Source organism: Photobacterium sanctipauli (assembly GCF_003026495.1).
Lineage (GTDB): Bacteria > Pseudomonadota > Gammaproteobacteria > Enterobacterales > Vibrionaceae > Photobacterium > Photobacterium sanctipauli.
The window spans coordinates 140,890-167,563 of the sequence record NZ_PYMA01000007.1 but is presented as its reverse complement, the minus strand read 5'-3'; the positions used below and the strand labels follow the sequence as shown (position 1 = coordinate 167,563).

The following is a 26,674-nucleotide window of genomic DNA, read 5'->3' as shown; positions in this document are numbered from 1 at the left end:
AAATGGCGAATCCCTATTCTGAACATGATCAAGCGATGAAACCCCAGCACGAGAACTACTATGTTCCGGAGTCGAGCGCGTGGCCGATAGTCGGTGCGATTGCGCTATTTCTGATTGCGATGGGGGCCGGGGCGACGGTTGGTGGCCTGTTCAATGGCCAGGGGCCATGGCTGCTGTTGACCGGGGCCGGCTTGTTGCTGTTGATGCTGATTGGCTGGTTCCGCGATGTGATCACCGAGTCGATGGGCGGCTTGTATAGCCGCCAGATGGATCGCTCTTTTCGCCAGGGAATGAGCTGGTTCATTTTCTCTGAGGTGATGTTCTTCGCGGCCTTTTTCGGGGCGCTGTTCTATGCCCGCATGATTGCGGTGCCATGGCTGGGCGGGGCGGGCAACAACGAGATGACCCATGCCGTGCTGTGGCCGGAGTTCGTTGCCCAGTGGCCGTTGGTGCTGACCCCGGGGGGAACCGAAACCACGGCGATGGGACCGTTGGGCTTGCCTCTGTATAACACGTTGATCCTGCTGACGTCGTCAGTGACGGTGCATATTGCCCACACCGCCCTCGAGCAGGATAACCGCCCGCGCCTTAACCTTTTCTTGTTACTGACCGTCTTGTTGGGTTGCCTTTTTGTGTACTTGCAGGGGGTGGAATATATACATGCCTATCAGGATATGGGCTTGATGCTGGACTCAGGCGTATACGGCAATACTTTCTTCTTGCTGACCGGGTTCCACGGCCTGCATGTGACACTCGGTACCTTGATCCTGTTCATTGTCTGGCTGCGGGTGTTGCGCGGGCACTTTACGCCCGAGAAGCACTTCGCATTCCAGGCCGGTGCATGGTATTGGCACTTCGTTGACGTGGTTTGGCTTGGCCTGTTTGTGTTCGTCTACATTCTGTAGGCCAACGCCATGGCGGGCCCGCTCAGGCCCTCAGCCTTAGTAGGGGCGGGGATTGGGCGTGATGTAGCCGCTGGCAAGCGCAATCAGCAGTAGCACGAAAAGGATAACCGAAAACAGCAAACGGCGGCCGAGGTAGCGTGACATAGGCTCGGCTTGCTGGCCTTTTATCATCATAGGCAGTGCCCTGAACAGGTTGAAGATGATGAATATCAGTAGGCAGACGAGCAGGGCTTTTAGCAACATGGGCAGCCTCCAGGGTTGGATAGGTGGTTATGCGAAGGATTGGCTTCATACTTTTTACTGTGGCGGTACTCCTGACATTGGTCAAGCTCGGCCTGTGGCAAATGTCGCGCGCGCAGGAAAAAGAAAGCTTGAGCCATGCCCTGAAGTTTCGCAGTGAGCAGATGTACTACAGCTTGGCGAGCCTGCCGACGGATCCCCGCTGGTATAGCCTGACCTTGATGGGGCAGTTTGACCATAGCAAGGCGGTGCTGTTGGATAACCAACTTTACCGGGGCCGCCCCGGCTACCACGTCTTGTACCCCTTCGAGGCCAAAAGCGGCTGGATACTGGTTAACCTAGGTTGGATAGCGGCCCCCGCCTACCGGGACCAGATCCCGATGCTACCCGAGCACCATGGTGAGCTGAAGGTCACGGGGATTATCGCCCCGCCATCCAACCTGATTGAGCTGGCGCCGGAACAATGGACGGGGCAATGGCCGGTCAGGGTGCAAAACCTCGACATGGCGGTGCTGGGGGAAAAGATGTCCGTGCCATTGCAGCCGTGGGTGTTGCAAATCGAGCCTGATAGCCCTATCGCGTTGCAGCAAACCTGGCAACCGGTGGTGATGGGGCCGCAGAAACATTATGCCTATGCCCTGCAATGGTTTTTATTGGCTTTGGCAGTCTCGGGCCTGGCCGTGTGGTGGTTGAAACGGAGTAAGGTATGAGGAAACACGGAACGTTGTTGCTGCTGCTGGGGGCGTTTGCGCTGCCGGTGATTTTGGCCAAGCTGGTGCTGGATTTAAATTGGTACCAAGGCGGGGTGACCAACCGGGGCGAGCTGCTGGCGAGCCCCCTCACCTCGGAGTGGCTGGGCGAAAGCCAGCAATGGCAGCTGATTTATTTGCTGCCGGAGCAGTGTGATGAAAAGTGTGCCGGCGCATTGTTTAACTTGCGCCAGATCCCCAAAGCCGCGGGAGCCGGGCAGGAGCGGATCAGCAGCGTCTTGCTGGTGCCTGCCGAGTACATGGCGGAGCTTCCCGGTACCGTGGCAGCGCAGGCGGAGGGAATAGAGCAGCGCGAGGTGCCCGAGCATATCGTCACCCAGTTGAAGACCTTGGAATATGGCGCCAAGGCCATTTATATCGCAGATCCTCTCGGCAACGTGATGATGGCGTACCCGTTGGTGAAGGGGAAGGTGGAAGTGCTGGCCCAGGGCAAAGATTTACTGCGTGATTTGAAGCGCCTGCTGAAAGTATCAAAGATTGGCTAAGGAGGGCAGGTTATGAAAAAGCTATTTGGCTTTCGGGCATTGGTCGCATTGACCTTCTTGTTGTCGCTTTGCGTGATAGCCCTCGGCGCCTATACCCGGCTAACCGAAGCCGGGCTGGGCTGTCCCGACTGGCCGGGTTGCTACGGGTTTGTGTCGGTGCCGCAAACCGCCGAGCAGCTCGACAAGGCCGCGGCTCTGTTTCCCGATGCGCCTGTCGAGGCCGACAAGGCATGGAACGAGATGTTGCATCGCTATATTGCGGGCACGTTGGGGCTACTTATCCTGCTGATCAATATCTTGGCATGGCGCAAGGCTGGCAGGCCGCGCTTGCTGCCCGGTTTGCTGTTGGTGACGGTTATCTTCCAGGCTTTGCTTGGCATGTGGACGGTCACCATGGTGTTGATGCCGGTGGTGGTGATGGGGCACTTGCTGGGCGGGTTTGCCACGGCTTCGCTGCTGTTGTTGCTGTTGTTGCTGGTGCTGCGGCTGCGCCGTCAAACATCTTCATTTTCTGGATCCGGCCCGCGGCCAAGCAAGGGGCTGCAGCTTTTTGCGGCAGCGGCGATGGCGGCGGTAGTCGGCCAAATTGCCCTCGGCGGATGGACCGCCGCCAACTATGCCGCATTGGTTTGTACCCAGTTGCCTGTTTGCGAGGTGGACTGGGCCGGCAACTTTGATCCCAGTGCCTTCAACCTTATCCAACCTGTTCATGATACCTACCAATATGGTGTGCTCAACTTCCAGCAGCGGGTGTCTATCCATGCCGTGCATCGAATTGGCGCCATGGTGGTGACCGGGGTGCTGTTATTGCTGGCATGGCGGTTATGGCGGTTGCCGGCAATGCGTTCGGCGGCAGTAATGACGGTGGCGATGTTGGCACTGCAGGTTAGCCTGGGGATCACCAATGTGGTTGCCAGCCTACCGCTGCATGTTGCGGTGGGCCATAACGTGGTTGGGGTGTTGCTGCTGCTGGTGATGGTGGCGGTGAATTATCGAATCTATTGCCTTAGGGCAGCAGAGCATTCATGGCTGGGTGCGGTAACGCGCTAACAAGCAAGGAGAGCGAGAGATGGCTAAATTACAGTTGGCTGCCAAGGGCAGCATTAAACCCCGGTCTTCGGCGCAATCCTGGGTACCGGCTTGGCAGGACTACCTGACCATGACCAAGCCCAAGGTCGTGGCCATGTTGCTGCTAACCGCCTTGGTCGGGATGTGTTTGGCCGTGCCGACGGTGCCCTCCCTTGAGGTCGTGGTGCTCGGGCTGGCAGGGATAGGGTTGCAGTCGGCGGCGGCAGCCACGTTCAACCATATCCTGGATCGCCGTTTTGATGCCAAGATGGCGCGTACCTACCACCGCCCGTTGGCGAAGGGGCGGGTGGAAACCTACAAGGCGGTGATCTTTGCCGTGGTGTTGATGGTGGCCGGGTTTGCAATGCTGTGGCACCTCAACGCCCTGACGGCTTGGCTAACTTTTGCTAGCCTGATTGGCTATGCGGTGGTGTATACCGTTTGGCTGAAGCATGCCACCCCGCAGAACATTGTGATTGGCGGCCTGGCAGGGGCGGCTCCGCCGCTGTTGGGATGGACCGCGGTGACCGGCCAGCTCGACCCCCATGCCTTGCTGCTGGTGATGCTGGTTTTCACCTGGACTCCTCCCCACTTTTGGGCATTGGCGATCCACCGCAAGGACGATTACGCCAAGGCAGGGATCCCCATGTTGCCGGTGACCCACGGTATCGAGTTTACCAAGACCATGGTATTGCTCTATACCGTGATGCTTGCCTTGGTCGGCTTGCTCCCGTGGCTGACCGGGATGAATGGCCTGTTGTATCTGGCTGGCAGCAGTATCATCAACATCGGCTTTATTGCCTATGCAGTGAAATTGAAATTTGCCGATCAGCCTGGCCATGCCTGGGCGACGTTCAAGTATTCGATTTGGCATTTGCTCGCCTTGTTCGTCTTCCTGCTAGCCGACCACTGGCTGATGGGGCTGATTGGCTAGCAGCCCTCTTGCTTCTTCATCATTTTCTTCCGCGCTGGCCCCAAGCAAAGAATATGGCTTGGGGCTTTCTATTTACCCTTAATAACCCGATAATCGCGGCTCTTTTATTACGCTGATCGAGGTTATTGTGCTCAGGGCATTACGGGACATCTCTTTACACCGCCAGGTATTTGCCTTGGCATTGCCAATGGTGCTGTCGAATATCACGGTCCCTCTACTTGGGCTGGTGGATGCCGCGGTGATTGGCCACCTTGATTATGCATGGTATCTCGGCGGGGTCGCGGTGGGCGGCACCATGATCAATGTAACGTTCTGGTTGTTGGGTTTTTTGCGGATGGCCACAACCGGGCTGAGCGCCCAGGCGTACGGAGCCTCCGACAAAGATGCCCAGGCTACGGTGTTTATCCAGGGGGTGGCACTGGCTTGGTTGCTGGCGCTGATCTTAATTGTGTTCCACCAACCGGTCTCGCAGCTGATCTTCCAGTTCAGCAGTGCCAGCGATGAAGTGAAGCACTATGCCGAGCAATATTTCTCTATTCGTATTTGGGGCGCCCCGGCGGCCTTGGCCAATTTTGTCATCATGGGGTGGCTGCTGGGCACCCAGAATGCCAAGTTGCCGATGTGGCTGCTGATCGTCACCAATGTGGTCAATATCGTGCTGGATGTACTGTTCGTGATTGGCTTGGGCTGGAAGGTGCAGGGGGCTGCCGCGGCCTCGGTGCTGGCGGAATACAGCGGCCTGCTGCTGGGGCTATGGTTTGTTTCGCGCCAATGGCTGGCCCAGGCATTGCCGTCGGCAAAGGCCAAGCTGGGATCAGTCCGCCACGGCATAGGCCGCTTGCTTAAGCTCAACCGGGATATTTTCCTGCGCAGCCTGTGCCTGCAGCTGGCCTTTACCTTTATGACCTTCCAAGGGGCAACCTTGGGGGACAATGTGGTTGCCGCCAACGCGGTGCTGATGAGCTTTTTGATGCTGGTGTCCTATGCGATGGACGGTTTTGCCTACGCGATGGAAGCCATGGTCGGCAAAGCCATCGGCGCCCGCAATCGTGACGAGTTGGGGCGAACCATGGTGGGGACCACCTTCTGGAGCTTGATGATTTCCTTGGTCATCACCTTTGCCTTTGGGGTGTTTGGCCGGGATATTATCGCCTTGATCTCCGACATTCCCACGGTTCAACAGGAAGCGGCTATTTACCTACCGTGGCTGGCTGCGGTGCCGCTGGTATCGATGTGGTGTTTCTTGTTGGATGGCATTTTCATCGGGGCGACGCGGGGAAGGGAAATGCGTAACAGCATGTTCTTCGCCACCTGTAGCTTTTTTGCAATTTGGTGGTGGTTGGCCGATTTTGGCAACCATGCGTTGTGGGGGGCGATGCTTGGTTTTATGGCGATGCGGGGAATTGGCCTGGCGGCGATTTTTGCTTACCAATGGCAAAAAAATATTTTTCTGGAACCAGCCAGTGCAAACAAGTAGTTAGGTTTTTATAACTAAACTATCCCTTTTTTGCGGTAAAAAAAGCTACCCATCAACTATATGATCTGTTTAAATTACGACCAGTTTTGCATGGGTAGTACAGATGAAAAAAGCGTTTTTTGGGATTTTATTGTCCATTATGACCTTGAGTTGGGGGATGCCGGCGAGCGCTTCCCTCCAAGGACAAACATTGAAAGTCACGGCGACGGCATACAACTCGGTGCGCGCCCAGACCAATGCCAACCCGACGATTGCCGCTTGGGGTGATCGGCTTAAGCCGGGCATGAAGGTAATTGCCGTTTCGCGCGATTTGCTCAGCATGGGCCTAAAGCACGGTAGCAGGGTGAAGATTTCAGGTTTGCCTGGCGAGTATGTTGTTCTCGACAAGATGAACAAGCGCTGGAGCAAGAAAATCGATATCTATATGGGTAAAGATATCCAAGCCGCCCGAAACTGGGGACGCCGCAGCGTGACCATTACGGTGATAGAGGTATAACGCCTAACCCGGGTGTGCACGAGAGTGTCGCCGGATATAATCGTCCGATTAAAAAAGCCAGCATACTGATGCTGGCTTTTTGCTATTTGGCGGTAGGTATCTAAGCATGGGTGCTTAGTAGTATGAGTGCTCGCCGCGAGCGTGCTCGGTTACATCGCGAACACCGGTCAACTCGCCAGCAAACTGGGCAAGTAGCTCTTTCTCGATACCTTCTTTCAGGGTGACATCCACCATTGAGCAGCCGTTGCAACCGCCGCCGAACTGAAGGATAGCAACACCGTCCTCGGTAATTTCTGCCAGAGAAACGTGACCACCGTGGCCTGCAAGCTGCGGGTTAACCTGAGTTTGGATCACGTAATCCACGCGCTCCATCAGCGGCGCATCGTCAGAGACTTTGCGTACTTTGGCGTTGGGTGCCTTCAGGGTTAGCTGTGAGCCCATTTTGTCGGTTACAAAATCGATCTCGGCATCTTCAAGGAAAGGTAAGCTTAGCTCGTCGATGAATGCTGAGAACAGATCCAGCTTGATTTCAGTATCGGTGGCTTCAACGGCTTCCGGCGGGCAGTACGACACGCCGCACTCTGCGTTTTGAGTACCAGGGTTAACCACGAATACGCGGATGTTTGTACCTTCTGGCTGCTGGGCCAAAAGTTTGCCGAAGTGCTGTTGAGCATTTTCAGAAATAGTAATCATAGACACGACGTAATACCTGACTTAATTAGTAAGATTAATTCTATTCTACTCTTTGCTGCCCTTTCTATCACCCATTATTCGAAACATCTATGATTTCAGTTCGGTTCTGAAGGCTTTTTATGGATTTTTCGCCGTCGGGGTGTAGCAAAGGCAGTAAATATCTATCCGTTCGACGCCATGTAGCTTAAGTAGTTTGGCAATAGCACCGACCGTGCTTCCGGTGGTGACGACATCATCGACAATGGCGATATGGCTGGGTAATGGCTGTTCTTTAAGTATAAATGCCTGATGAAGGTTGTGCTGGCGCTGTTGGCGGTTGAGCCGGTGTTGCGGGCGGGTATAGCGTCGGCGTCGTATGGCATCGGGCAGGTAGCGGCTCGGGGTTTTATCGGCAATGGCGGCAGCCAATAGCGCGCTTTGGTTGAAACTGCGATAGAGGCGGCGGAGCGGGTGCAAAGGAACCGCTATCATCGCCTCTGCCGGTTCGCTGATCTGCGCGGCCAGCAGGTGGCCAAGGGGCTGGGCCAGCCAAAACTTGCGACCGAACTTGAACTGGTGAACCAGGGTTCGTAGCGGAAAACGGTATTCACCCAGGCGAACGAAGTGCTGCCATGGCGGTGGTTGGGCAAGGCAGCTGCCGCAATAGGTGCTCATGCTCACGGTATTGGCACCGCAGCGCCGGCAGTAGGGAGGCTGGGGAAAGCGCTGGCGGCAGTGACGACACCATAGCTTGCTGCCCGGTTCGTTATCCGGCTGGTGGCTTGATTCAATGGGTAGGCGGCATAGCTGGCAGTATGGTGGAGTGGGCAAGGTGTTGGCGAACAGGGTGAATGGCGATACCATCTTGGTCATCCTGAGGCTGAAATAAAGGAAATATAGATGACAGCCAAGCTTTACTGGCATAGCGAAGGCCAAGGTTCCGATCTGGTTCTCATTCATGGCTGGGGAATGAACGGTGCTGCATGGCAGCAGTTGATCCCGGTCTTATCTGAGCATTATCGGGTCCATGTGGTTGACTTGCCCGGGTACGGCCATAGCCATGAACTTTTTGCCGAGAGTGTTGAAGAAATGGCACGCCAGTTGCTTGATAATTCACCAGCGTCGGCAACCTGGTTGGGTTGGTCACTGGGCGGTTTGGTGGCCACGCAAGCAGCATTGCTTGCTCCCGAGCGAGTCAGCCAACTGGTGACGGTGGCGAGCTCCCCACGGTTTGCGGCGCAACACACATGGCGGGGGATCAAGCCTGAGGTCTTGGCAGACTTCCGGCGCCAGCTTGATGAGGACTTTCAGGCCACGGTCGAGCGCTTCCTGGCGTTGCAAGCGATGGGTAGCCCATCGGCGCGGCAGGATATCAAGCGCCTTAAAGAGGCGGTATTGTCGCGGCCAGCTCCGAACCCGCAGGCATTGGCGGCCGGGCTGCAAATGCTTGAGGAAGTCGACTTGCGCGACCGGCTTGGGGAGATTGCCCAGCCCTGGTTGCGGATATATGGCCGGTTGGACGGTCTGGTACCGGTGAGGGTGGCAAAGGCGCTCGATAGCCTTGCCCCGGATTCCCAGCGGCAAATTTTTGCCTTGGCATCCCATGCCCCGTTTATTTCCCATCCCGATGAATTTATTCGGGTATTGAAGGACTTTATCGGCTAGGCTAGATCCTACCGAGGTCATGTGTGGCAGGTCGGTAACATTTTTTTAAACTTTAGAGAAAAGTTGCCGATAACTAAACAATGGAAGTGCTCTGGGATAGAGAGGCCATAAATGACAATTGGAAACATAAACCAAAATGCTACTTATTCCCCGTCGAGCCTAAAAGCATCGGCGGCGGCAGCCAAGCAAGCGCAAGGCGGTCAGGAAGCCGATAAACCCGTTGTGGCCCAAACCACCGTATCGATTTCCGAGGAAGCCAAGCTCAAGCAGGCCGAGGAAGTAGCTCAGCAATCGACCCAGGCTGATGGTTCGACGGAGAAAGATTCGGCAGGCAAGGCCGAGTCGTTTGCCTATGGCGCTTTGGGTATGGACCACCCGGATGAAGTAAAAGAAAATACGGACGACTTCTACACCGCAGGGCAGGTGCTGTCTGCGCTGGGGACGGTTGCCACCGTATTGCTGGCCATTGCCTAGGCTGCGTTAACCATTGGCTGATGCTTGGAGAACTGCATCAGCATGCTAGTAACCCCCGTACAAGTTGGTGCACCTACCTTTGCGCCTTCGGTTAATCCGCCAACCGAACAGGCTGCGCGGGATAATCGTGTACGTGAGAAAATTACCCCGCCTGCTGAAATGGCTGCCTCGGCGCGCGAGAAGCCGCTGAGCAGTGACGAAAAACAGCTCAAGAAGCCCTCTTGGGATCCGAGCGAGCATCCCGATTACCATGATCCTGTCGTTGCCGAAAAGCAGTACGGCTACCAGGATGAATTCGAGCAGCTGGTCAAGGCGTTGTCGGCTGACAGCTATATGGCCGATGTGACCGATCTCGGTTATTCAATGCATATCAAGCTCCCGCGCGAGGTACTCGAGGCCCTGGAGGCCATCAGTGCCAATGAGCGTACCAAGGGGGTGGTTGCCCATAAATATGCCCAGTCGACGGTACCCAACCCTCCCACCGAATATTTGGTGGTGCTGTAAGCGGCTGCGTTGATTTTTTAGCCCGAACACAAAAACAAAAAGAGCCAGCATTGCTGGCTCTTCGTCGTTTATTGGCCCTGCCAATCGGCGGCTGGCCGGTTACTTTTTCTGCTTGGCGTTGGCAAACGCCGCGGCAAAGGCGCCACCCATTGCCCCGCCGGCTGGTTGCTCGTTACGCTGCTTGTTGCCATGCTGGCGAGTATTTTGCGGGCGAGTGTCCGGGCGCTGGCCTTGTGGCTTGCGGGCCGGCTTTTCTTGCCCCGGCTCGTCATTGAGTCGCATCGACATGCCGATACGCTTGCGCTGCAAGTCGACTTCCATCACCTTGACCTTGACGACATCGCCGGCCTTCACCACTTCGCGCGGGTCGGATACGAACTTGTCGGACAGGGCCGAGATGTGCACCAGGCCATCTTGGTGGACGCCGACATCGACAAAGGCACCAAAGTTGGTGACGTTGGTGATCACCCCTTCCAGTACCATGCCCGGGATCAAGTCTTTGACCTCGTTGACGCCCTCGGCGAAGGTGGCGGTCTTGAACTCCGGGCGCGGGTCGCGGCCGGGCTTGTCGAGCTCGCTGATGATGTCGGTGACGGTCGGTACACCGAATTTCTCGTCGGTATAGTCGGCAGCCTTGAGTCCGCGCAGGAAGTCGCTGTTGCCGATGATCGCATCCATTGCCTTATCGTTGGCGGCAGCAATGTTTTTGACCACGGCGTATGACTCGGGGTGTACCGCCGAGCTATCAAGCGGGTTCTTGCCGTTCATGATGCGCAGGAAGCCCGCGCACTGCTCGAAGGCTTTAGGGCCAAGGCGAGCCACTTTCTTCAGGGTGGTGCGGTTCTCAAAGCGGCCGTTGTCATCGCGGTAGTTAACGATGTTCTGGGCAATCGTGGTGTTAAGGCCGGCAACGCGGGTCAGCAGGGCGGGGGAAGCGGTGTTCACGTCCACACCAACGGCGTTTACACAGTCCTCGACCACGGCATCCAGGCGCTTGGCCAGCATGCTTTGACTGACATCGTGCTGGTACTGGCCAACACCGATAGACTTAGGATCAATCTTCACCAGCTCGGCCAACGGGTCTTGCAGGCGGCGACCAATCGAAACCGCGCCGCGCAGGGAGACATCCAGGTTCGGGAATTCATTGGCTGCCAGTTCGGAGGCCGAATAGACCGAGGCGCCGGCTTCGCTCACCATGACGCTCTGGATTTTCAGGTTGTTGTCCTTAAGCAGCTGGGCAACGAAGGCATCTGTTTCACGTGAAGCAGTCCCGTTACCGATCGCAATCAGGTTGACGTCGTGCTTGGTGATAAGCGCCAGCACTGCAGCCTCGGCTTCGGCGACGCGGGCACGGGCGGTGTGCGGATAGATGGTGGCGGTATCGAGCAGCTTGCCGGTCTGGTCAACCACGGCAACCTTACAGCCGGTGCGCAGGCCCGGGTCGAGCGCCAGGGTGACGCGCGGGCCGGCGGGTGCCGCCATTAGCAAGTCCTTGAGGTTGTCGGCAAATACCTGCATGGCCCCGTCCTCTGCCTTTTCGCGCAATGCGCTCATCAGCTCGGTTTCGAGGTGCATCAGGATTTTGATCCGCCATGCCCAGCTGATCACTTGCTTGCGCCAGGTGTCGGCCGGTTGGGTGCCGAGGTTGACAGCGTAGTGATCGGCGATCATGACTTCGCAGTAGGAGCCGCGCACGCCTTCTTCCTGTTGCGGATCGGCATTGAGGGTGAGCTGCAGCACGCCTTCGTTACGGCCACGGAACAAGGCAAGGGCGCGGTGAGACGGCACATTTTTCAGTGCTTCGCTGTACTCGAAGTAGTCTTTGAACTTGGCGCCTTCCTGCTCTTTGCCCTCGACCACGCGGGAGGTCAGCTCGGCGTTGTTTTGCAGGTGGCGGCGGATTTTATCCAGCAGGGTTGCGTCTTCGGCGAAACGCTCCATCAAGATAGCACGGGCACCGTCAAGGGCGGCCTTGGTGTCGGCAATGCCCTTATCGGCGGCGACAAAGTCGCTTGCCAGTACCTCGGGTGTTTGGCTTGGATCCTGCCATAGGGTGTCGGCTAATGGCTCAAGTCCGGCCTCAATGGCGATCTGTCCTTTGGTGCGGCGCTTTGGCTTATAAGGCAGGTACAGATCTTCAAGGCGGGTTTTGCTATCGGCCGAGGCAATGTCAGCTTGCAGCTCGGGGGTCATCTTACTTTGCTCGGTGATCGACTTGATGATCACTTGGCGGCGGTCGTCCAGCTCGCGCAGGTAGCCAAGACGGGATTCAAGGGTACGGAGTTGGGTATCGTCTAGCCCACCGGTGACTTCCTTACGGTAACGGGCGATGAAAGGGACGGTGTTGCCATCGTCGAGCAGGGTCACTGCGGCGGTGACTTGTTCGTTACGAACATTTAGCTCACCGGCAATCATCTGGTTGATCGTGTTGCTCATCCGTTTGTTTCTCTTTTTGTCATTGAGCGCACCATTCTACGGCCGTTTGGGGTGTAGACAAGGTACGCTGTGTTAGAAGCGTGTCAGTTGCCTAGTAGCGAATGGCATTGACGAACCATTCTTTCTTGCCATTGGGCGTGTTGACCTCGAATTCGTCGTCGACTTCCTTTTTTAGCAGGGCGCGTGCCATCGGGGAGTCAATCGAAATGTAGTCGTTGCGGCCGTATATTTCATCCGGCCCGACAATGCGGAACGACATGGTGTCGCCGTCGTCGTTTTCGATCTCGACCCAGGCACCGAAAAAGACCTTGCCGTCTTGCTGGGGGGAATGGTCGACCACTTGGACCTGCTCCAGCCGCTTGCGCAGGTAGCGTACCCGGCGGTCGATTTCGCGCAGGCGCTTTTTGTTGTATTGGTAGTCGGCATTTTCTGAGCGGTCGCCCAAGCTGGCTGCCCAGGTCACTTTCTTGGTGACCTCGGGGCGTTCTTCCCGCCATAGAAAGTCGAGCTCTTCTCTAAGCTTGTTGTAACCCTCGCGGGTGATAAGGTTGGTTTTCATGCTTGGGGCCGATCCTGCTTAATTATTGAAAGCTGAACAGAAATGAAAGATGCACCATACTCTACTGAAGGGCTACAGAGATCAATACTCCGGGGACCAATCACGTATTGTTTTGGATAGTTCATTGAATTTAGGTTAGTTTAAGCAATAGGCAAAAAATATTCGTGCCAGTATTTGGCCGGCGAGATATTAATCACACAGTGCGGATCGACATAATCGGTAACAATTTAGCGGTTATTTTAGCCGCAATTTTCAGCTAACCGCTGGGTGTGTCGAGTAGAATACGCGCAAAGCACGATAAATTGGGTCGATGCAAGTAAGGTGAAATATGCAGGAAAATTATAAGATTCTGGTTGTTGATGATGATATGCGTCTGCGTGCGCTACTGGAACGCTACCTGTCTGAGCAGGGTTTTCAGGTACGCAGTGTGGCCAACGGCGAACAAATGGATCGTTTGTTGTCCCGTGAAACGTTCCACCTGATGGTACTGGACTTGATGCTACCAGGTGAAGATGGCCTGTCTATTTGCCGCCGCTTGCGCAACGCCAACAACATGCTGCCGATTTTGATGCTGACTGCCAAGGGTGACGAGGTTGACCGTATCGTCGGCCTGGAGGTCGGTGCCGATGACTACCTCCCTAAACCGTTCAACCCGCGTGAGCTACTGGCCCGTATCCGTGCGGTACTGCGCCGCCAGACTGTCGAAGCACCGGGTGCGCCTAGCGTTGACAGCAAGATCATTGAGTTCGGTGACTTCCGCCTCAACTTGGGTACCCGCGAGATGTTCCGTGGCGAAGAGTCGATGCCGCTGACCTCCGGCGAGTTTGCGGTACTGAAAGCGCTGGTGACCAACGCCCGTGAGCCAATGTCGCGTGACAAGCTGATGAACATGGCCCGTGGCCGTGAGTACTCGGCGATGGAGCGTTCGATTGACGTCCAGATTTCGCGCTTGCGCCGCATGATTGAAGAAGATCCGAGCCGTCCTCGCTATATCCAAACGGTGTGGGGCTTGGGCTACGTATTCGTACCGGACGGCAGCGAGGCGTAAGCCATGCGATTGTCGCCCCGCAGTACCTTTACCCGAACACTTATCTTGTTGGCTGGCTTGTTGATTTCAAGCCAGATTTTCTCGTACTTGGCGGTGCTGAACTATGCGCTGCTGCCGAGCTTGCAGCAGTTCAACCGGATATTGGCCTACGAAGTCAGGCTGATGCTAAAGGAAGACGTTCAGCTCGCGGATGGCCAATCTTTCCATCTCGACACCCCGCTCCGGCGCCAATTGCTGGAGCAGCTCGGGGTGACGCTGCATGCCGAGGACGGTTCCGATCCGATGCATGCCGACGAGCTTGAGGAGTATGCCAAGGCAACGGTCATCGAATACCTCAGCGAGGAGATGAGTGCGGAGCTTGATTCGCCGACCGAGGTACGCTTGGTGCTGGGGGCAGACAGCTATGTCCTGTGGATGCGAAGCGAGGCCATTCCCGGCTTCTTGATGCGTATCCCGTTATCGGAACTGCAGGAAGATGACTTCTCGCCGTTGTTCCATTACAGCCTGATCATTGCCTTCATGGTGATTGCCGGTGGCTGGTTGTTTATCCGGATCCAGAACCGCCCGCTGGTGGCGCTGGAAAATGCGGCCTTGCAGGTTGCCCGGGGCGAAACGCCTCCGGTGCTGCCGGAAAGGGGGGCGTCGGAAATCCGTGCCGTGACCAAGGCATTCAACCATATGTCGGAAGGGATCAAGCAGCTGGAGGACGACCGGGCATTATTGCTTGCCGGGGTAAGCCACGACTTGCGTACACCGTTGACTCGGATCCGCCTTGCGACCGAGATGATGTCGCCGGAAGATGGCTACCTGGCCGAAAGCATGATTAAGGATACCGAGGAGTGTAACGAGATCATCAGCCAGTTCATGGACTACCTGAAGTCGACCAAGAAGCAGGCCGAGGAAGAGCTCGATTTGAGCATCTTGCTTGAAGAAGTGGCCGAGACCGAGGGTGGCTACGAGCGCAAGATTGAACTTGAGCTGGCCAAGATGCCGGGGGTGATCCATGCCAATGGCGTGGCAATTAAGCGTTCGGTGGCCAACTTGGTGACCAACGCCCTGCGCTACGGCAATGGTTGGGTGAAGATTTCCAGCGGTGTGACAGCCGATCGCAAGATGGCGTGGTTCTGTGTCGAGGACGACGGGCCTGGGATTGCCCCGGATCAGGTGGCGAAAATGTTCCAGCCTCTGACCCGCGGCGATACCGCCAGGGGATCCGATACCGAAGGAACGGGACTGGGCTTGGCCATCGTGAAGCGGATCATCGATCAGCACGAGGGTAAAATCCAGGTGAGCAACCGCAGTGCCGGTGGCCTAAAGGTACAGGTTAGCCTGCCGCTGGTGTTAACCAACGGTAAGAAATTAACCTAGCTTTGCCGCCGATGAGCATGATAAAGGCCAGCCCAATGTAATGGGCTGGCCTTTTTTATTTCTGGTCTTTTTTTTGTGTTTTTGGTTGCAGGTATCCCTAGCGCCGTTAGCTAGCGCCAGGTGACGAGTGCAACCTGGCTAACGGGCTTAATAGGCCTAGGCGTTGGAATAGTTGTCGCGCTGGCCGAGCCAGCGGTCGATGATGGCTGCCGCGTTGCTTGGGTAGTTATCGTGCAGGTAGCGGGCCAGCTTTTGTACTTGCGGGATCAGGTGCTGGTCGCGGATCAAGTCGGCGACCTTGAACTCGGCGATGCCTGTTTGCTTGGTGCCGAGCAATTCACCCGGGCCGCGGATTTCCAAGTCGCGCTGGGCGATAACAAAGCCATCGCTGCTCTCGCGCAGTACGCCCAAGCGTTTCTGGGCCGTTTTCGACAGCGGGGCATGGTAGAGCAACACGCAATGGCTGGCGACGTTACCACGGCCGACACGGCCACGCAGCTGGTGGAGCTGGGCAAGGCCGAGGCGCTCGGGGTTTTCGATCACCATCAGGCTGGAGTTGGGTACGTCGACCCCGACTTCGATAACGGTGGTGGCAACCAATAGGTGGAGTTCTCCCTCCTTGAACTGCTTCATCACCGCTTGCTTTTCAGCCGGCTTCATTCGGCCGTGGACCAAGCCAATTTTGAGCTCGGGAAGCTGGGCGGTCAGTTCATCGGCGGTATCGGAGGCGGCTTGTGCTTCCAATACCTCGGATTCGTCGATCAGGGTGCAGACCCAATAGGCCTGGCGGCCTTCGTTGAGGCAGGCGGAGCGGATCCGGTCGATGATTTCCGGACGGCGGGAGTCCGGGACGGCAACGGTTTGGATCGGGGTGCGTCCAGGCGGCAGCTCATCGATGATGGAGGTCTCCAAGTCGGCATAGGCGGTCATGGCCAGCGTGCGCGGGATCGGGGTCGCCGTCATGATCAACTGGTGCGGGTAGCGGCCGTCGTTGGCGCCTTTTTCTCGCAGCTCCAAGCGCTGGTGGACACCAAAGCGGTGCTGCTCGTCGATGATCACCAAAGCGAGGTTATTGAATATCACCTGCTCCTGGAACAGGGCATGGGTACCGACCACCATCTTGGCCTCACCGCTTTCAATTCGTGCCAGCTCTGCTTCCCTTGCCTTGCCCTTGAGCTTACCCGCCAACCAGCCCACTTCGATACCCAGCGGGTTTAACCAGTTGGCAAAGTTAATCGCATGCTGCTCGGCCAGCAGCTCGGTCGGTGCCATCAAAGCCACCTGGTAGCCGTGCTCGATAGCACGCAGCGCAGCAAGGGCGGCTACCAAGGTCTTGCCCGAGCCGACATCGCCCTGGACCAAGCGCATCATAGGGTGGGGCTGGCGCATATCGGTTTCGACATCGCCGACAACCCGTTGCTGGGCGCCGGTCGGGCTAAACGGCAGGCTGTCCAGTAGCTGCTGCTTGAGGGTATTGCTGTCGGCAAGCGGCCAGGCGGCATGGCGCTGGCTCTTGTGGCGCACCGCCAGCATGGATAGGTTTTGCGCCAGCAACTCCTCGAGGATCAGGCGCTGCTGGGCCGGGTGCTTGCCTTCCTCTAGCTGGTCGAGCGACACATCGGGGGTTGGACGGTGCATGATATGCAAGGCTTGCGACAAGGTCATCTGGCGGTCGTACAGCCCTTCGGGCAACAATTCCCTAACGGCCGACTTGTCGAGCAGGCGCAGGGCCTGATCGGTCAGGTTGCGCAGGGTTAATTGGCGCAAGCCATCGGTTGTCGGGTACACCGGCGTGAGGGTTTCCTCGACGCTGAGCTCGGTCGGTTCGGAAAACACCTTGTAATCAGGATGGATGATCTCAAGGCCGTATTTGCCGCGCTTGATCTCGCCATAGGCTTTGACCTGCTTGCCGTCGGCAAGGCTGTTTTTCATCGCGGCATTGAAGTTGAAGAAGCGCAAGGTGGCACTGCCGGTTTGGTCGCTGATCTTGACCGTTAGCATCTTGCGCTTGCCGAAGGTGATGTTGCTGCTTAGCACCTCGCCCTGGACGGTGAGGTGCTGACCGGCCATGGCGTTGGCAATCGGCCAGATCCGGGTACGGTCTTCATAGCGGAGCGGCAGGTGGAACAGCAAGTCCTGCACCGTGTGCAGGCCGACCTTTTCCAGTTTTTCTGCCATTTTGGCACCGACTCCCGACAACTCGGTCAAGGCGATGGTATCAAGAAGTTGTCCGCTCATGGTTCCTTCCCATTAAGGTAGTTGCTTGGCTTTCTTTGGCTCGGTAGCCTGCATGATGTTCCACCATTGCTCGTCGGCATCGATTTGGCCGTTTTCATCCAGTGGCGGGTATGGCAGCCCCTTGCGGCGAGCCACCTTTGCCAATACCGGGTGACCGCGTTCAAACAGGATACGGTGCACAACATCGTCCGGCAACTGGGTTTTTTCCAGATCGTACATCCCGGCATTTTGGCGTTGGCGCTGGGCTTCATACAGGATCAGCGCGCTGGCCACCGAGACGTTCAATGACTGTACCATGCCGACCATCGGGATGATGATATCTTGGTCCGCCAATGCCAGCGCTTCAGCGGTGATCCCATTTTTCTCGCCGCCGAGGATAATGGCGGTCGGCTTGGTGTAATCCACTTCACGAAAATCAATCGCGGTGTCTGAGAGGTTGGTTGCCAGCACCTGCATGCCTTGGGCCTTGAGGCTGCCAACGGCATTGACCATGGTGTCGTGGGTTTCCAGTTCGACCCAGTTTCGGGCACCTGCCGAGGTGTGGCTAAGCACGCGCATGCCTTCTTCCGGCCACACGGCGTGGACTTTGTGCACCCCGACCGCATCGGCCGTACGGATGATGGCCGAGACGTTGTTGGGCTTGTGGACTTCTTCCATGCACACCGTCAGATCCGGCTGGCGGGTGGCTAAAACAGATTGGATTCGCTGGAAGCGTTCAGGTGTCATAGTGGTATTTCTGCCATAAAGAAAACGCCCGTAAACGGGCGTTTTGGTCAACATTCGAAAACGGCCGAAGCCGTGTCCGTTAATTAGTTTTTCTGCCTGGAGACACGAACCACGTTCGGCATCACCCTGATCCGGCGCATGATATTGGCCAGATGGATACGGCTCTTGGTCGTTAGCCTTACCGTAATGGTATACAAACGGCCATCTTTTTCCTCGGTCGCCAGACCTTGGATATTTGAGCCCGTTGCCGCAATGGTGTTTGTCAGGTCGGCCAGGGCCCCTTGGTGGTTTTGCATATCCACCTTGAGGTTGGTGACGAACTCCTGCTCGAAGTCTTCGCTCCACTCGACGGCCATGTACTTATCCGGCTCCTTCTGGTAGCCACGGATATTGGCACATTCCTCACGGTGGATCACCAGCCCCTTGCCCGGGCTCACGTGCGCCATGATTGGGTCGCCGTGAATTGGGTGGCAGCAGTTGGCGAAAGTCAGCAAGATACCGTCGGCACCACGGATTGGCAGGCGGTGATCGCTTTCTTTTTCGGTGAGCTCGTCGGCGCTGCCGAGCAGGCGGCGGGCAATCACGATGCTCATCAACTCGCCAAGGCCAATTTCAGCCAGTAGCTCTTCGAGGTCTTCAAGGCGGTAGTCGGTAAGCACCTGCTGCAGGTTGTCAGGGTCGATTTGGTCGATGTTCAGCTCGCCCAAGGCGTGGTTCAGCAAGCGGCGGCCAAGGGTGATCGACTCCTCGCGACGCATGGTCTTCAGCACCTGACGGATCTTGGTACGCGCACGCGATGTCACGACATAGTTCAACCAGGCTGCATTCGGGCGGGCACCCGGTGCACTGATGATGTCGATGGTCTGGCCGTTTTTGAGCGGCTTGCTGAGCGGGTATGGCTGGCGTTCGACACGGGCACCGACACAGGCATTACCAACATCGGTATGCACGGCATAGGCAAAGTCCACCGCGGTGGCGCCAACCGGTAGCTCGACAATACGGCCTTTCGGTGTGAAGACGTAGATTTCATCCGGGAACAGATCGGATTTGACGTTCTCGATGAATTCGAACGAGCTACCCGCGCTTTGTTGCAGCTCAAGCAGGCTTTGCATCCAGCGCTGGGCTTTGACTTGCGCGGTGGTACCCGAGCTTTCGCCGTCTTTGTAAGCCCAGTGCGCGGCCACCCCTTTGTCCGCCATTTGATCCATATCATCGGTACGGATCTGGACTTCGACAGGGACGCCGTGCGGGCCCACCAAGGAGGTGTGCAGCGACTGGTAGCCGTTGGCCTTGGGAATGGCGATGTAGTCTTTCATCCTGCTCGGGCGCGGCTTGTACAAGTTATGGACTTGGCCGAGTACGCGGTAGCAGGTGTCGAGATCCTTCACCAAGACACGGAAGGCATAGATGTCCATGATCGAGTGGAAGCGTTGTTCCTTGTTCTTCATCTTGTTGTAGATGGAGTACAGGTTCTTCTCTCGGCCTTGGACCGTGCCTTCGATCCCCGCGTCTTTGAGGCGGCCCTCAATTTCGGCGTGGATCTTATTAATCATTTCTTTGCGGTTACCCCTTGCCGCGGCCACAACCTCTTTCAGAACACGGTAGCGGTTCGGGTACAAGGCTTCAAAGCCCAGCTCTTCGAGCTCGGTTTTGATGTTGTGGATACCAAGGCGGTGCGCCAGCGGAGAGAAAATCTCGAGTGTCTCGCGGGCGATGCGGCGGCGTTTGTCCGGACGCAGGGCACCCAGGGTGCGCATATTGTGCGTGCGGTCGGCCAGCTTGATGAGGATAACGCGAATGTCATGGGCCATGGCCATGATCATTTTGCGAAAGTTCTCGGCTTGTGCTTCTTTGCGGTCGCGGAACTTTAGCTTGTCCAGCTTGGAGACACCATCAACCAGCTCTGCCACTGTTGAACCGAAGCGGCTATCGAGATCGTCTTTGGTGACCTCGGTATCTTCGATGACATCGTGGAGCAGGGCTGCCATTAGCGTTTCGTAGTCGAGGCGCATTTCCGCCAAGATACGGGCTACGGCAATAGGGTGGATGATATACGGTTCGCCGCTGGAGCGGGTCTGCCCTTCATGGGCATCACGCGCAACAAGATAAGCCTGCCTGAGAGCCTCAATTTGAGTCTCAGGCAGGTATTCGGTTGCGACTTCTTTCAGGCTATCAAAAAGATACAATTCGCCCGGTTCCCTGAATTAACGGTGGTCGCCTGCAATAGCGCTAACGGCTGCTAGCTCTGCTGCTTCTTGCTCTTGAAGTTCCTGACGCTCGCGAGCATCCAGGATATCTTTAGTGATTAGGCCTTCTTCGATTTCACGAAGCGCGATCACTGTGTACTTGTCGTTTTCTTCTGGAACCAGTGGATCCTTACCGCCAGTTTGCATCTGACGAGCGCGGCGTGAAGCAATTTGGATCAGATCGAAACGGTTGCCAATTTTATCAACAGCGTCTTGAACGGTTACGCGTGCCATGGAGGACTCCAGTGGTTATCTATAAGTAAAAGAGGGAAAATTGTACAAAAATAGTTACTGTTCTGCCAGTAGCGCATTCAGCATGCTGGTATATTTAGCAGCTTGTTTGTCTTGCTTCAATCGTTCTGCACGAATGATGGCCTTGAAATCCATCAACGCAACGTCGAAATCATCGTTGACGATCACATAGTCGTATTCGCTGTAATGCGAGATTTCAGAGCGTGCTTCTTGCATACGACGGTCAATCACAGCTTCGCTGTCTTGGCCTCGGGCATTCAGGCGGCGCTCCAGTTCTTCTTTCGACGGCGGCAGGATGAACAGGCTCTTCGCTTGTGGCATTTGCTTGCGGATTTGGCGCGCGCCTTGCCAGTCGATGTCCAGGAATACGTCGATCCCCTTGTTCAGTTGCTCTTCGATCCAAAGACGGGAGGTGCCGTAGAAGTTACCAAAAACTTCGGCATGCTCTAAAAATGCATCTTTTTCTGCAAGCTCAGTAAATTCTTCTACGCTGACAAAATTGTAATGAACGCCGTGCTGCTCACCCGGGCGCATGCCGCGCGTCGTATGAGAGACGGATACTTTCATGTCATAGGTCGGGTTTGTTTCAAGAAGTGCGTTAATCAAGCTTGATTTTCCAGCGCCGCTCGGTGCCGACACGATGTATAGAGTACCTTTGCTCATTGCCTATTTTCACTCAGTGATAGAAGGGCGCGCAGATTATCACGAACTGCGAGTAATTTGAATCAGGTAGTCAAAGAATAACCAATATTATTTGTGCTTCATTAATTCCCTGATCGCTCTATTAAAAATAGCACGGGAATTATGTCAATCGGGTGAAGTTGTCGAGCATGGCGGCGAAGCTGAATTTTTCAGCCGCCTTGCGTTGGTTGGCTGCGCCAATTTTTTGCCATTGCCCTGGGTTGGCGAGCATATCCGCAAGTGCGCCATTGAATGCCTCTGGCGGGACGATATAGCCGAGGTTTTCCGCTGCAACCATGGTATTGATATCCCCAACATCGGTGGCGACAACCGGCATGCCTGCGCCCATGGCCTCCAGCACCGATATTGGCATTTGCTCGGTATCCGAAGTCAGGCAGAAAACGTCGCCTTGGGCGAGAAACTGCCACACATCGCTGATATAGCCGCTAAACTCCACGCGATCGCCAGCCTTGTTTTGCTCGGCATAGCGCTTGAGCTCGTCCAGCAGGGGGCCGCTTCCGCCAATCAGCAATTTTCCCTCGGGAGCCGTGGCGATGAAGCTATCTATTAGCCGATGGATATTCTTTTCGGCGCGTAATGTTGCCAGGGTCACCAAGGTGGGTGCCTTGCCTTTGGATACCGGTACTCGCCCGGGGAGCTCGGCGGGAATATGGATACCGTTGGGAAAGTAGCTCAGCCTGCTCTCGGGGAGCCGCCAGTCCCGCTTGGCAATCGCCATCAGGTTATAAGACGGTACCACGACTTGGGTGCTGCCCGAGAGCGCGAAGCGGCGGAAGATATTGCGCCTGGGGAGGGTGGCCTCTTTTTCTTCGGGGCCGAAGCCGTCTTCCCAATGCACCCCCTTGCTGGTACCTGCCAGGCGGTTGACCAGCGCCCATTCAATCGCGCCCCAGTTGTAAGTCATCAGGGTGTCCGGATTGATGGTTTGCAGGCGATCCTTGATGGCATTGAAGCGCTGTGCCAGCCCGAGGGCTTTCATATCGCCGACATCGACAAATTCGATATTCACCCCGTTGGCTAATTTGCTTTTGGCCTCACAATTGCCGTCAAGGGCGATAATGGTATGGCGGTAATCCCCCGGGCTGGCATTAATGATTTGGGCCAGCCGGACCTGGGGGCCACCAATTGCAAAAGTCGAGAACACATGCAAGAGGTGCTTGGTCATGACGCCTGCTCCTCTTGGGCGGTGGCCTCTGGCTTATGCACCGCGATGGCGCGTTGTATGAACTCCTGCTTGTCTGCTGTTGGTTGCCAGTTGAGAAGTGCTTTTTCGGTCGTGTTGTCAAAGGAAGCCGTCATTGCCCTAGAGCGGAGATCACGCAATGCTGGCATAGGCGTTTTTCGCCCTGCGATACGCTTTACCGCCCATTTACCTAGCTCTTGGGCATATAGCCACTCGGTGGGTTGCGAGATGAACTGGTAAGGCCGTTCTAGCTGGTTGCGTAATAGTGAAACATATTCTTTAGCGTTCAGTCGTATATCGCCGACGAGATTCAATGCTTTGCCTTTGGCATTCTTGGCCGTGAGCGCCGCCACGGTTGCGTTGGCAACATCCTCAACAAGCACAAATGGCAAGGCGTTATTACCCCTATTCCAACCAATAAAATGCTGGCAATTGTTGAAGAAGCCAACCCCGGTGTGGTTGATTAATCCGCCTTCTCCAATGACCACGCCGGGGCGAAGCAGCACAAAGTCCAATTGCGGGTACTTGGTTAGCAGTAACTCATCCGCAAGGGCCTTGGCCCTTGAGTAGTCTGCCCTGAGCTCAGGTTGCGGGTCCGGTGGGGTCTCGCTGGTGATGGTATCTGTATCACCGAGGTAAAGCGAAGCAATTGAGCCGACATGGACAAGACGTTCAATTTTATGCTGGAGGCATGCATTGGCAACGGTCTCTGCTGAGCCGACCATCGCATCATGGATCTCTTGCCACGAGCCACTCCCGCCACCGTGGGCAAGGTTGATCACATAGGTCGCCTTACTGATGGCGCGACTGACCGCCTTGCTGTCCCGAACATTTCCTTTGAGTAACGTAATGCCGGGTTGGTGAAATAGTGATGGTAGCGCATTAATGTTTCTTGCCATGACCCCAATACTGTAATTTTCGGCCTGCAGTCGCTTAATGACCTGACGACCGATAAAACCGGTACCGCCAATAACTAAGACGTCAAATTTACCCTCATCGTCAAAAAGTGCGTCTGTTGGGGCCTCTGCTGGGAGCGGGTCGAGAAGGTCTGGGAACCCCTGCTGGGCTAAGGTATGGCAGAACGAGATGATCTTGTGGCCGAAGTCGCCGCTGTGGACAGGTGTCACTTGTTGATCCAGAGCTTGGTAGAAGTGAACCATGCTCGCTTTCATGGAAGACGAAAAGGGGTCTTTCGATGAAGTTAAGCCCGCAATGGAGGTTGAGTACTGGAACAGTTGTTTCAAGCCCTGGTAGCAAACGGAGCTTGCCTGGCGTGTGGCACTGACGGCGATATCAAGTGCCGGCAGGAAACGGCTTCGGGTTTGGCAAGACAGCTGGTTGTTGATGAAATCAACGTTTAATACGCCATCCTCCCCAATGATTTTCATCTGCCAGACAGGAAAGTCCTGGCCCATGGCAAATGAAAAGTGGTAGGGAATGTTCAATTCTCCCATGATATCTAAGCGCTTTATAAAAGGGAGTTGCACCGTTAGCGCTGTCGGTTGGCTGGCTCGGCATTGGGTATCGCCACGGGGCAAGCCGAACAATGAAAATAATTGCGAGATTGGATGGACGGCTTGCTCAAGTAGGATGTTGACGGGCTTGCTGAACATCCAGTGGCCATATTGGCCAGCATCGAGTTGCCTCAACGGCATCTCGTAATCGAGCTTTACCGATTTAACCGGGCCAATTTTTCCGTCGGCCAATAGCGCTTTGGCTTTGAGGAGAGCCGGGTGGAAAATAAAGTTTTGGTTGACCGCTAGTGTCACCCCTTTTTGTTTGGCTAGCTGGGCCAGCTCGTCACACTCAGCGGCTGTTTCAGCCAGTGGTTTTTCAACCAAGACATGCTTGTCATGGCTGAGCAGTGCATGGGTGAGGGAGTAATGATGGTTAGGGGGAGCGAGAATGTGGGCGGTATCGAATTCAATGGTATTCAGTGCTTCCTGAATGCCTGTAAATGTATGAGGAATATTAAATTGTTTGGCGAGTTTGCGTGCTGCGTCTTGGTTCGGGTCTACAATGGCAACAAGATTGGTATTTTTTAGCTGGTTCAGTGTGCTTGCATGGATATTTGAGATGAAACCGGCACCACACAAGATAACGTTATATGTCTTATTAGCTTCCATTCCTACACTCCAAGCGATCATCCAATGACAACGATTAATAAACGCAGTAAATCAATTAACCATGGCGAGTTAATACGACTTAGTCCCCCTACGATAAAATTAACTATAGCAAGGGATTTGGAAATGATAGGGGTGGAGTTGAATCGATAAAACCAAGCCCTGGCTGGCAGGGCTTGGCTTATTCAGGAAGAGCGGCGGCTTATTCGATGTTTTGGATCTGCTCGCGCATCTGCTCAATCAGCACCTTCAGCTCGACAGCCGCGGCAGTGATTTCGGTATTGATGGATTTTGAAGCCAGAGTGTTCGACTCGCGGTTGAACTCTTGCATCATGAAGTCCAAGCGACGGCCACAGGCGCCACCTTTCTTCATGATCTTCTGGGTTTCCTTTACATGGGAGTCAAGGCGATCCAGCTCTTCTGCCACGTCGCTTTTTTGCGCCAGCATGATCAGCTCTTGCTCGACACGGTTGGCATCTAGTTCAACCTTGGCTTCTTCCAAGCGGGTCATGATACGCTCGCGCTGCCACTTGATCACTTCCGGCATCATGCTGCGTACCTTGGCGGCCTCTGCGGAAATGGCATCCAGGCGCTGGACGATCAGATCTTTCATGTTCTCGCCTTCGCTAGCGCGGGCGGCGATGAAATCATCAACCGTGGCATCAAAGCCAGCCAGCAAGTCTTTGTTGATGGCATCCAGATCTTGCTCGGGTGCTTCCATCACGCCAGGCCAGTTTAGTACTTGGAATGGGCCGATATTGCCTTCGCCAGAGGTGTCTTTAACCCACTTGGCTGCCTTGATCACCTGCTTGGCCAAATCTTCGTTGATGGTCAGCTCTTTGGTCGCTGCCGGGTTGGCTTCAAAGCGCAGGTTGCATTCCACCTTGCCTCGCGCCAGGCGCTTGCGGAAGCGCTCGCGTAATACCGGCTCAAGGCTACGGAATTGCTCAGGCATGCGTAGGTAGGTTTCAAGGTAGCGTTGGTTTACAGAACGGATTTCCCAAACGGCTGTGCCCCAGTCGCCTTTTACTTCGCGGCGAGCGTAAGCGGTCATGCTATGAATCATTGGCTGATGGCCCTTTATCAAGAGAATAGATAGCTGCATTTTCCGCCATCAGGCAAACGCCGGTCGGCGGGTGAAGGTACGTAATAGCGCAGCTTCTGTGGTGGGCTGATTATACTTGCCCTTGGTGATAAAAGATATGACAAGGATGGCGGGTTGGCAGGTAACCATTTGCTTGGCCAAGGGGGGTTGCAAGTAGCGCGTGCACAACAAGGCCGTTGTGGCTATAATCGCCGGTTAATGTCATCCAGCCAAAGGGAATCCCCGATGCGTCCAAGCGGAAGAAGTACCAACCAGGTTCGTCCTATTACTATTACTCGTAACTTTACAGCCCATGCCGAAGGCTCGGTATTGGTTGAGTTCGGCGATACCAAAGTGATTTGTACAGCAAGCGTCGAAGAGAATGTGCCACGCTGGCTAAAAGGTAAGGGCCAGGGTTGGGTGACGGCAGAATATGGCATGCTGCCGCGTGCGACGCACTCGCGCAACCGCCGTGAGGCGGCAAGCGGCAAGCAAGGCGGCCGTACCATGGAAATCCAACGCCTGATTGCCCGCAGCCTGCGTGCCGCGGTTGATTTGGAAGCCTTGGGTGAGCAGATGATCACGGTTGACTGTGATGTTATCCAGGCCGACGGCGGTACGCGCACAGCATCGATTACCGGTGCGATGGTGGCATTGGTTGATGCAATCAACTACATGTTGGAAAAGGGCCTGCTAAAGCAAAGCCCATTGAAAGGCATGGTGGCGGCGGTATCGGTGGGTATCTATAACGGTGAGCCGATCTGTGATCTTGAGTATGTCGAAGACTCCGCTGCCGAGACCGACATGAATGTCGTGATGACCGAAGAAGGCAAGATGATCGAGATCCAAGGTACGGCGGAAGGCGAGGCCTTTAGCCACGAAGAGCTATTGGCCATGCTGGCCCTGGCGAAGAGCGGCATTGACGATATCATCAGCGTTCAGAAGCAAGCGTTGGAAAACTAGTTTTTAAAGCGGTTCCTATTGGAGCCGCTTTTTTTTGTCTAAATTTTGCCTGTACA

26 protein-coding genes are annotated in these 26,674 nt (G+C 55.6%); 13 read left to right on the top strand and 13 right to left on the bottom strand.

Annotation, left to right across the window (positions count from 1 at the left end):
• Positions 1-2: 2 nt before the first annotated feature.
• Positions 3-905, top strand: a complete 903-nt coding sequence (locus tag C9I98_RS13210) for a cytochrome c oxidase subunit 3 (protein WP_107272071.1) — start codon at positions 3-5, stop codon at positions 903-905.
• 36 nt (positions 906-941) lie between these two features.
• On the opposite strand, the gene C9I98_RS13205 is transcribed toward C9I98_RS13210, so the two are convergent.
• A complete protein-coding gene (locus C9I98_RS13205) occupies positions 942-1,148 on the bottom strand; it encodes a DUF2909 domain-containing protein (protein ID WP_036829758.1) in 207 nt (68 codons plus the stop codon).
• 29 nt (positions 1,149-1,177) lie between these two features.
• Here C9I98_RS13205 and C9I98_RS13200 point away from each other — a divergent pair, with 29 nt between their 5' ends.
• The 6 genes from C9I98_RS13200 (at position 1,178) to C9I98_RS13175 (ending at position 6,375) form a co-directional block, all read left to right on the top strand.
• Positions 1,178-1,855: an SURF1 family protein gene (locus C9I98_RS13200; RefSeq protein ID WP_107272070.1), complete on the top strand. Its 678-nt coding sequence runs from the start codon at positions 1,178-1,180 to the stop codon at positions 1,853-1,855.
• A complete protein-coding gene (locus C9I98_RS13195) occupies positions 1,852-2,400 on the top strand; it encodes a hypothetical protein (RefSeq protein WP_036827233.1) in 549 nt (182 codons plus the stop codon). The genes C9I98_RS13200 and C9I98_RS13195 overlap by 4 nt, the downstream gene beginning before the upstream one ends.
• Positions 2,401-2,412: 12 nt before the next feature.
• Positions 2,413-3,450, top strand: coding sequence for a COX15/CtaA family protein (locus C9I98_RS13190; protein ID WP_036827230.1), 1,038 nt, complete (start codon positions 2,413-2,415; stop codon positions 3,448-3,450).
• A gap of 19 nt (positions 3,451-3,469) precedes the next feature.
• Positions 3,470-4,402, top strand: a complete 933-nt coding sequence (cyoE, locus tag C9I98_RS13185) for a heme o synthase (protein WP_107272069.1) — start codon at positions 3,470-3,472, stop codon at positions 4,400-4,402.
• A gap of 127 nt (positions 4,403-4,529) precedes the next feature.
• Positions 4,530-5,879, top strand: a complete 1,350-nt coding sequence (gene dinF, locus C9I98_RS13180) for an MATE family efflux transporter DinF (protein WP_107272068.1) — start codon at positions 4,530-4,532, stop codon at positions 5,877-5,879.
• Positions 5,880-5,982: 103 nt separating this feature from the next.
• Entirely contained in the window at positions 5,983-6,375 is a 393-nt protein-coding gene (locus C9I98_RS13175; protein ID WP_036822648.1) for a 3D domain-containing protein, read from the top strand.
• 114 nt (positions 6,376-6,489) lie between these two features.
• Here C9I98_RS13175 and nfuA read toward each other — a convergent pair whose 3' ends face one another.
• Together nfuA and C9I98_RS13165 are read right to left on the bottom strand one after the other, a co-directional pair.
• A complete protein-coding gene (nfuA, locus tag C9I98_RS13170; protein ID WP_036822651.1) occupies positions 6,490-7,068 on the bottom strand; it encodes a Fe-S biogenesis protein NfuA in 579 nt (192 codons plus the stop codon).
• A gap of 117 nt (positions 7,069-7,185) precedes the next feature.
• Positions 7,186-7,911, bottom strand: a complete 726-nt coding sequence (locus C9I98_RS13165) for a ComFC family protein (RefSeq protein WP_107272067.1) — start codon at positions 7,909-7,911, stop codon at positions 7,186-7,188.
• A 36-nt stretch (positions 7,912-7,947) separates the two neighbouring features.
• Between C9I98_RS13165 and bioH the strand changes: the two genes are divergently transcribed.
• The 3 genes from bioH (at position 7,948) to C9I98_RS13150 (ending at position 9,690) form a co-directional block, all read left to right on the top strand.
• On the top strand, positions 7,948-8,712 hold the full coding sequence (gene bioH / locus C9I98_RS13160; protein WP_036823917.1) for a pimeloyl-ACP methyl ester esterase BioH: 765 nt from the start codon (positions 7,948-7,950) through the stop codon (positions 8,710-8,712).
• 111 nt (positions 8,713-8,823) lie between these two features.
• The gene (locus C9I98_RS13155) at positions 8,824-9,186 is read left to right on the top strand and encodes a hypothetical protein (protein WP_036823920.1); all 363 of its coding nucleotides are present in this window, start codon (positions 8,824-8,826) and stop codon (positions 9,184-9,186) included.
• A 42-nt stretch (positions 9,187-9,228) separates the two neighbouring features.
• The gene (locus tag C9I98_RS13150; RefSeq protein ID WP_036823921.1) at positions 9,229-9,690 is read left to right on the top strand and encodes a hypothetical protein; all 462 of its coding nucleotides are present in this window, start codon (positions 9,229-9,231) and stop codon (positions 9,688-9,690) included.
• A 99-nt stretch (positions 9,691-9,789) separates the two neighbouring features.
• Here the strand turns inward: C9I98_RS13150 and C9I98_RS13145 are convergent, their stop codons facing one another.
• Both C9I98_RS13145 and greB read right to left on the bottom strand, forming a co-directional pair.
• Complete coding sequence (locus C9I98_RS13145; protein ID WP_107272066.1) at positions 9,790-12,126, bottom strand: Tex family protein; 2,337 nt, start codon at positions 12,124-12,126, stop codon at positions 9,790-9,792.
• A gap of 91 nt (positions 12,127-12,217) precedes the next feature.
• Positions 12,218-12,685, bottom strand: coding sequence for a transcription elongation factor GreB (gene greB / locus C9I98_RS13140; RefSeq protein ID WP_036821431.1), 468 nt, complete (start codon positions 12,683-12,685; stop codon positions 12,218-12,220).
• A gap of 328 nt (positions 12,686-13,013) precedes the next feature.
• On the opposite strand from greB, the gene ompR reads away from it, so the two are divergent.
• On the top strand, positions 13,014-13,733 hold the full coding sequence (gene ompR / locus C9I98_RS13135; RefSeq protein ID WP_036821434.1) for an osmolarity response regulator transcription factor OmpR: 720 nt from the start codon (positions 13,014-13,016) through the stop codon (positions 13,731-13,733).
• 3 nt (positions 13,734-13,736) lie between these two features.
• Positions 13,737-15,101 (top strand): two-component system sensor histidine kinase EnvZ, encoded by a 1,365-nt coding sequence (envZ, locus tag C9I98_RS13130; RefSeq protein WP_036821437.1) that lies wholly within the window; start codon positions 13,737-13,739, stop codon positions 15,099-15,101.
• A 156-nt stretch (positions 15,102-15,257) separates the two neighbouring features.
• Here envZ and recG read toward each other — a convergent pair whose 3' ends face one another.
• The 8 genes from recG to C9I98_RS13090 all read right to left on the bottom strand — a co-directional run bounded on the left by recG (position 15,258) and on the right by C9I98_RS13090 (position 25,637).
• Positions 15,258-17,339: an ATP-dependent DNA helicase RecG gene (gene recG, locus C9I98_RS13125; RefSeq protein ID WP_036821440.1), complete on the bottom strand. Its 2,082-nt coding sequence runs from the start codon at positions 17,337-17,339 to the stop codon at positions 15,258-15,260.
• A 12-nt stretch (positions 17,340-17,351) separates the two neighbouring features.
• A complete protein-coding gene (gene trmH / locus C9I98_RS13120) occupies positions 17,352-18,065 on the bottom strand; it encodes a tRNA (guanosine(18)-2'-O)-methyltransferase TrmH (protein WP_036821442.1) in 714 nt (237 codons plus the stop codon).
• Between the two features lie 83 nt (positions 18,066-18,148).
• Entirely contained in the window at positions 18,149-20,251 is a 2,103-nt protein-coding gene (spoT, locus tag C9I98_RS13115; protein WP_036821445.1) for a bifunctional GTP diphosphokinase/guanosine-3',5'-bis pyrophosphate 3'-pyrophosphohydrolase, read from the bottom strand.
• A gap of 18 nt (positions 20,252-20,269) precedes the next feature.
• The gene (rpoZ, locus tag C9I98_RS13110; protein WP_036821454.1) at positions 20,270-20,545 is read right to left on the bottom strand and encodes a DNA-directed RNA polymerase subunit omega; all 276 of its coding nucleotides are present in this window, start codon (positions 20,543-20,545) and stop codon (positions 20,270-20,272) included.
• A 54-nt stretch (positions 20,546-20,599) separates the two neighbouring features.
• Positions 20,600-21,226, bottom strand: a complete 627-nt coding sequence (gene gmk, locus C9I98_RS13105) for a guanylate kinase (RefSeq protein ID WP_036821455.1) — start codon at positions 21,224-21,226, stop codon at positions 20,600-20,602.
• A 139-nt stretch (positions 21,227-21,365) separates the two neighbouring features.
• Positions 21,366-22,430, bottom strand: coding sequence for a glycosyltransferase family 4 protein (locus tag C9I98_RS13100; RefSeq protein ID WP_051902136.1), 1,065 nt, complete (start codon positions 22,428-22,430; stop codon positions 21,366-21,368).
• Positions 22,427-24,574: a Gfo/Idh/MocA family oxidoreductase gene (locus tag C9I98_RS13095; protein WP_158262685.1), complete on the bottom strand. Its 2,148-nt coding sequence runs from the start codon at positions 24,572-24,574 to the stop codon at positions 22,427-22,429. The genes C9I98_RS13100 and C9I98_RS13095 overlap by 4 nt, the downstream gene beginning before the upstream one ends.
• 199 nt (positions 24,575-24,773) lie before the next feature.
• Complete coding sequence (locus C9I98_RS13090; RefSeq protein ID WP_107272095.1) at positions 24,774-25,637, bottom strand: YicC/YloC family endoribonuclease; 864 nt, start codon at positions 25,635-25,637, stop codon at positions 24,774-24,776.
• Positions 25,638-25,901: 264 nt separating this feature from the next.
• On the opposite strand from C9I98_RS13090, the gene rph reads away from it, so the two are divergent.
• Positions 25,902-26,618 (top strand): ribonuclease PH, encoded by a 717-nt coding sequence (gene rph, locus C9I98_RS13085; RefSeq protein WP_107272064.1) that lies wholly within the window; start codon positions 25,902-25,904, stop codon positions 26,616-26,618.
• Positions 26,619-26,674 lie beyond the last annotated feature (56 nt).